Genomic DNA, 6,010 nt, shown 5'->3' on the forward strand with positions numbered 1-6,010 from the left:
CGTCAATCTCGCGGTCGACAGGTTCGGCGGCCTCGACATCACCTTCAACAATGTCGGCGCTGTCGGCCAGATGGGGGCGATTTCCGACCTGTCGCTCGACGACTGGCGCGAGACGCTCGACACCAACCTCACCAGCGCGTTTCTCGGCGCGAAACACCAGGTGCCGGCGATGGTCGAGCGGGGTGGCGGTTCGCTGATTTTCACGTCCACTTTTGTCGGTCACACCGTCGGCATGCCCGGCATGACCAGCTACGCCGCAAGCAAGGCCGGTTTGATCGGATTGACGCAGGTGCTGGCCGCCGAGCACGGACCGCGAGGGGTGCGGGTGAACGCGCTGCTGCCGGGCGGCACCGATACGCCGGCGGCAACATTCAAGACCCCTGAATCGCGGACGTTCGTCGAAAACCTGCATGCGTTGAAGCGCGTCGCCCAACCTGAAGAGATCGCCCGCTCGGCGCTTTACCTCGCTTCCGATGCGTCGAGCTTCACCACCGGCACCGCGCTGTTTGCCGATGGCGGCGTCTCGATCAACCGGACGTGAAGGGATTGACGGACGTAGCACTGCCCGCCAGCCGAAAAAGTCGCGAAGCAGCCTTGCATTTCGGCGCAATTTGACGATTCCGTTTTCCCGTCGAAAACGGATCGGAAAAGATGCTGCTGATCAGGACCTACGTCGCCCAGAGCGCCATCGAAGGCGTCGGCGTTTTCGCCGCCGAGCCGATCCGCAAGGGGGCCTCGATCTGGCGCCTCGATCCCGATTTCGACCGGCTGATCCCGATCGAGAAATACGAGGCGGCCCCTCCGCATCTGAAAGAGTTGCTCGATCGCTACGCCTATCCCAGCCCCGACCGGCCTGGCTTCATGGTCTATGAGGTCGACAATGGCCGTTTCATGAACCATGCCGAGCGACCGAACACCGACTTCTCGCAATATGGCGGCGCGACCGCGACCTGCGACATCGCCGCCGGCGAGGAAATAACCTGCGACTACGGCGAATTCTTCGAGGATTTCGCCCGCCTTCACCTGGCAACCGCCTAGCTAAGCGCCGGCCGGCGGCGGCCGGTTGCAATTTGGGCGGCCGGATTGCATTCGGCAGTGGACAGGACGGCCTGATTCTGCTATCAGCCGCCACAATTCGCGGTGCAACTCGCCGCGGAGGCATAGCGGCTATGGCCGTTTGCCTGTTGATATCAAACCCGAAAGACAGGATTGCCCGTGCAGGTACTCGTCCGCGACAACCATGATGACCAGGCGCTCCGCGCGCTGAAGAAAAAGATGCAGCGCGAAGGCATTTTCCGCGAAATGACGATGCGCGGTCACTACGAGAAGCCTTCCGAGAAGCGCGCCCGCGAAAAGGCGGAAGCCGTGCGCCGCGCCCGCAAGCTGGCCCGCAAGCGCGCCCAGCGCGAAGGCCTGCTGCCGATGACCCCGCGTCCGGCTCCGGCTGGCGCCGCAGGTGCTGCGCGTTCGCCGCGCTGATACCGCCAATTTTTCGTCCTTTTCGAAGGATACCCAAGGGTGGCGCGATGCGGAATCGCCGCCACCTTTTTGTTTGATTTTGGACCGGTTCGGAGAGGGAACGGACCTGACGGCGCGGCGGCAGTGAGGACAGTGATGAACGCAATTTCCGTGGAGCGCAAAACCGCTTTTCGCGGCTTCGCCCTGACGGCGGCCCTGCTCTCGGGCCTGGCGCTTGCCGCATGCCAGACGGCCCCGACCGGCGAATTCAACAACATCGATAAGGCGCAAGGCTCGACCGAGAACATCTCCTCGCTGTCGGCCGTGATCCAGCGCAACCCGCAGGATCCCGAAGGCTACAATGTGCGCGGTTCGGCCTACGGCCGCGGCGGCCAGTACCAGGCGGCGCTGAAGGACTTCGACACCGCCATCCAGCTCAATCCGAATTTCTACCAGGCCTATTCGAATCGCGCGCTTATCCAGCGCTTCCTCGGCAACCAGGCGGCGGCGCTGGCCGACTACAACCGATCGATCCAGATCAACGCCAATTACGACGCCGCCTATATCGGCCGCGGCAATCTTTACCGCAAGGCGGGTCGGACCCAGGAAGCCTTCAACGACTTCCAGAAGGCGATCCAGCTCGATACGACCGATGCGCGCGCCTACCACAATCGCGGCCTGATCTATCAAAGCCAGGGCCAGCACAAATTCGCCATCGAGGATTTCTCGACCGCCATCTCGCTGGCGCCGGACGCGGCCGAGCCCTACAACGGCCGCGGTCTCTCCTACCTCGCCATGAACGACGAGGACAACGCCTTCTCCGACTTCAACATGGCCATCAAGCTCGACGGCAAGAACGCCGAGGCCTGGGCCAACCAGGCGCTGATCTACGAGCGGCGCGGCGACAAGGCGCGGGCGGCGAAATCCTACCGCGAGGCGGTGCATCTCGATCCGACCTACCAGCCGGCCAAGGACGGCCTGTCGCGCACCAACACCGCCAGCGCCAGCTGATACCCAGCCGGCGCGCCGCGCGACGCGGCCGACTGAGCGCTCCGCTCGATCGACGACCTTCAGCTACTGGCGCTTGAAAACCTGCAAGCCGTGGTCGGCGATGAAAACCGCGGCCACCCATGCTGACCGCCGGGGCAAGCGTTAACCCTTGCCATGTTCGCGCCAAGTTTTCAGCGGAACGCTCCGCGCACCTCGACCGTTAATCGGGGCCAAATTTGCGAAAGGACCTTTCCAATGATCAGAACCCTTGCCTGTGCCGCCGCCGCGCTTGCCGCCACGGTCCTCGCGTTCCCCGTCAGCGCCGGGACGCTGCGGCTCGGCACGCTTGATTGCACCATCGACGGCGGCGTCGGGTACGTCATCACGTCGAACAAGGGCGTGTCCTGCACCTTCCGCCCCTATCATCATGGGCCGTCCGAGCAGTATACCGGGATGATCTCCAAGCTCGGCGTCGATGTAGGCCAGACGCATCAGGGCCAGCTTGCCTGGGCGGTTCTGGCCGCCACCCGCAGCCATGACGAGGGCGACCTTGCCGGCAACTACTACGGCGTCAACGCCGAGGCCAGCGTCGTCACCGGGGGCGGCGCCAATCTTCTGGTTGGCGGGCTGAACAGCGCCTTCATGCTGGAGCCGCTCAGCGTCCAGGCGCAGACCGGCGTCAATCTGGCGGTCGCGGTGACCTCGCTGGAGCTGGTCCACTCCTTCAAATAAGGCGCGGTTGCTCCCTTACGTGCTGCGCGGAACAGGATACTGTTTCGCGCCGCACGCTTTCTGGGGGACCGCCATGCAGAAGACCATTATCGCCGCTGTCATTGCCGCTGCCGGCTGTGCGGGAACAGCCTATGCCCAAGACCAAGGCGTGGAGCTCGGCGTGCTCGATTGCGCCATTGGCGGGGGCACCGGCTTCATCTTCGGTTCGAGCAAGGACCTGAGTTGCACCTTCACCCCGGCGGACAAGACCTTTGCGCCGGAAGCCTATTTCGGCGCCGTCAACAAATACGGGCTCGACATCGGCACCACAAAGCAGAGCGTGATGCGGTGGCTGGTGCTGACGCCGTTGAAGAACATCTACGCGCCGGGCGCGCTCGCCGGCGATTATGTCGGCGCCAGCGCCGAGTTGACGGCTGCGGTCGGCGCCGGCGCCAACCTCCTGGTCGGCGGCTCCGCGCAGGCCTTCACCTTGCAGCCGCTCAGCGTGCAGACACAGAGCGGCATCAACATCGCCATCGGCGTCGCCCAGTTCCAGCTGCGCAGCACCGAGAATTGACCTGTCAATCAAGGCCGCTGGGCTTCTGCCTGGCTTCGCGACGCTCGCCACGACATTCCTGAAAAGGCCTCTTGAGCTCAACCGCGCTTGAGGTTCTACAAACTCTGCCGAACTGGATCTGGCGCCCTTTTGCGTTGCGGATGAGGGTGCGAATGGCAAGCAGGAGATCGATGTGACGGCGGCAAACGGCAACAAGACGGGCGGCAACAAGGTGGCCAATAGCAGGGTGGACTGGCGGGGGCTGTGGGCGAGCGGTGACCTGGCGCGCTTTTGCTTCATCAGCCTCGGCATCCTGCTGCACGCCACCAACGAGACGATGGTGGCGACGGTGATGCCGGCCATGGTCGGCGAACTGGCCGGCGTGCAGTTGGTCGGCTGGTCGCTGGCGATCTACGAGCTTGGCGCCATCGTCGCCGGCGCCGCCGCCGGACGGCTGGTGAGTTATGTGGCGCTGCGCTCCAACATGATGGTTGCCGCCTTGCTCTATGCTGCCGGCGCGCTGATCTGCGCCACCGCACCCTCGATGCCGCTCTTTCTTGCCGGGCGGCTGGTCGAGGGGCTGGGCGGCGGCGCGCTGGTGTCGCTGGCTTTCGTCTCGGTCGAGCGGCTGTTCCCGCGCAACATCTGGCCGCAGCTTTTCGGCATCATGTCGGCGATCTGGGGCGTCGCCGCCTTCAGCGGCCCGATGCTTGGCGCCATCATGGCCGAGCTTCTATCGTGGCGTTGGGCCTTCGGCATCTTCACGGTTGGCGGCACCGCCATGGCGCTGGCAAGTTTCATCGTGCTCGACACGCCGCAGGCGACCAGGCCGCAGGTGGACAAGGGCACGGCGCCGCCCTTCCCCTATGCCGCGCTCGGCTGCCTCGCCGTCAGCGTCGTGCTGATCGCCAGCGCCGGCGTCGATGTCGCCCTGCTGCGCTCCTCGCTGCTGCTTGGGCTGGGGTTGATCGGCCTCGTGTTGTTCTTCCGCGTCGATGCGCTGAAGCCGGGCTCGCGGCTGTTTCCGTCGCGGCTGTTTTCCTGGCGCTCGCCGGTCGGCAGCGGCATGACCATGGTGGCCGCCTTCTCGGTGGCAACCGTCTCCTTCGCCATCTACGGGCCGCTGCTTTTGACCACGCTGCACGGCATCCCGATCCTGACCACCGGCTACATCATCGCCGCCGAATCGATTGCCTGGTCGATCCTGGCGATCCTCGTCGCCAATGCGCCGCTGGAGCGCGAAAGGCTCATTATCGTGGTGGGCGCGCTGATGATCGCGGCCGGCCTCGCCGGCTTCGCCTACACGATCCCGGCGGGCTCGATCCCGCTGATCCTGCTTTGCGCCCTGCTGCAGGGCGGCGGCTTTGGCGTCTGCTGGCCGTTCCTGACACGGGTCATCGTGGCCTCCGCCCAGAATAGCGAGCAGACCATCGCCTCCGCCGCGGTGCCGACCATGCAGCGCATCGGCTATGCGGTAGGGGCGGCGCTCGCCGGCGTCATCGCCAATGCCAGCGGCTTTTCCGAAGGCCTGAATCGCGACGCGGCGGCGAACGTCGCCGGCTGGCTGTTCCTCGCTTTCGTGCCGCTCGGCACTCTCGGATGCCTGGCGGCCATCAGGATCGCTATGCCAACCGCGCATCCACAGGAAGCGACGGGCTGACCTCGGGAGACAATCGGAGAGCGGAAGTTCTCACAGAGACGGCAGAACGGCTCGGATGTGATCGGCGAAGGCCTCGACCGCGGGTGATCGCTCGGTGTCGGCAAAGGCGACCAGAATGCCAAGCTGGGGCAAGCGAGGAAACGGCGCGCCCAGAATATGGAGGTCCGACGGCACCGCATCCTCGGTCATCACGCTGATTGCCAGGCCCGACCGCGCCACGGCGATCAGTCCAGCAAGGCTGTTGCTGGCATAGGATATTTTGTAGCGCAGTCCGGCGCGCGCCATGGCCTCGCAAGCCGCCTTGTGGTCGACGGCATTCGACGCCGACAACGCCAGCGGCACGATGTCGCCAAAATCGTAGAGGTCCAGCGCCGGCTTGCTGCCCACCCATACGAGCGCTTCGGTGCGCACATGCGCGTCGCTTGCGTTCGGACTGGAGACAAGCGCCAGGTCGATCTGGCGCGCGTTGAGAAGCGTCCGCAATTCGACGGTGGGCGCCGAAACCACCTTAATTTCGACATCGGGATACATGGTTCCGAAGCCCTTCAGCAGCGCGGGAAAGAACGCGCTCAGATAGTCCTCGGGACTGCCGAAAATAATCGAACCGTGCAGGCCTTTGTCGGACAGCGCCGAGA

At 64.8% G+C, this 6,010-nt stretch carries 8 protein-coding genes; 7 read left to right on the forward strand and 1 reads right to left on the reverse strand.

The genetic code is table 11. The features are described from left to right. From EN742_RS21245 to EN742_RS21275, 7 genes are all read left to right on the forward strand, one after another. On the forward strand, nt 1–541 hold a 541-nt coding region (locus tag EN742_RS21245; RefSeq protein WP_128333234.1), incomplete at its 5' end, for an SDR family oxidoreductase. A 110-nt stretch (nt 542–651) separates the two neighbouring features. Then, nucleotides 652–1,038, forward strand: a complete 387-nt coding sequence (locus EN742_RS21250) for an SET domain-containing protein-lysine N-methyltransferase (protein ID WP_126058368.1) — start codon at nt 652–654, stop codon at nt 1,036–1,038. A gap of 177 nt (nt 1,039–1,215) precedes the next feature. Continuing rightward, nucleotides 1,216–1,479 carry a 30S ribosomal protein S21 gene (gene rpsU / locus EN742_RS21255; protein WP_128333235.1) on the forward strand — a complete coding sequence of 88 codons (264 nt, stop codon included), beginning with the start codon at nt 1,216–1,218 and terminating at the stop codon, nt 1,477–1,479. Between the two features lie 135 nt (nt 1,480–1,614). Then, the gene (locus EN742_RS21260; protein WP_126058366.1) at nt 1,615–2,469 is read left to right on the forward strand and encodes a tetratricopeptide repeat protein; all 855 of its coding nucleotides are present in this window, start codon (nt 1,615–1,617) and stop codon (nt 2,467–2,469) included. A 234-nt stretch (nt 2,470–2,703) separates the two neighbouring features. After that, nucleotides 2,704–3,180 (forward strand): DUF992 domain-containing protein, encoded by a 477-nt coding sequence (locus tag EN742_RS21265; RefSeq protein WP_126058365.1) that lies wholly within the window; start codon nt 2,704–2,706, stop codon nt 3,178–3,180. Nucleotides 3,181–3,253: 73 nt separating this feature from the next. Further along, a complete protein-coding gene (locus EN742_RS21270) occupies nt 3,254–3,736 on the forward strand; it encodes a DUF992 domain-containing protein (RefSeq protein ID WP_127405401.1) in 483 nt (160 codons plus the stop codon). Between the two features lie 172 nt (nt 3,737–3,908). Beyond that, complete coding sequence (locus tag EN742_RS21275) at nt 3,909–5,375, forward strand: MFS transporter (protein WP_245492370.1); 1,467 nt, start codon at nt 3,909–3,911, stop codon at nt 5,373–5,375. Between the two features lie 30 nt (nt 5,376–5,405). Here the strand turns inward: EN742_RS21275 and EN742_RS21280 are convergent. Beyond that, nucleotides 5,406–6,010, reverse strand: a 605-nt coding sequence (locus EN742_RS21280) for a LysR substrate-binding domain-containing protein (RefSeq protein ID WP_128333236.1), incomplete at its 5' end; no start/stop codon positions are given.

Source organism: Mesorhizobium sp. M4A.F.Ca.ET.020.02.1.1 (assembly GCF_004022645.1).
GTDB lineage: Bacteria > Pseudomonadota > Alphaproteobacteria > Rhizobiales > Rhizobiaceae > Mesorhizobium.

Bases quoted from the DNA above. Each gene is read 5' to 3' on its own strand.
- EN742_RS21250 (WP_126058368.1), top strand. From the start codon at position 652: ATGCTGCTGATCAGGACCTACGTCGCCCAGAGCGCCATCGAAGGCGTC.
- EN742_RS21260 (WP_126058366.1), top strand. From the start codon at position 1,615: ATGAACGCAATTTCCGTGGAGCGCAAAACCGCTTTTCGCGGCTTCGCC.
- EN742_RS21265 (WP_126058365.1), top strand. From the start codon at position 2,704: ATGATCAGAACCCTTGCCTGTGCCGCCGCCGCGCTTGCCGCCACGGTC.
- EN742_RS21270 (WP_127405401.1), top strand. From the start codon at position 3,254: ATGCAGAAGACCATTATCGCCGCTGTCATTGCCGCTGCCGGCTGTGCG.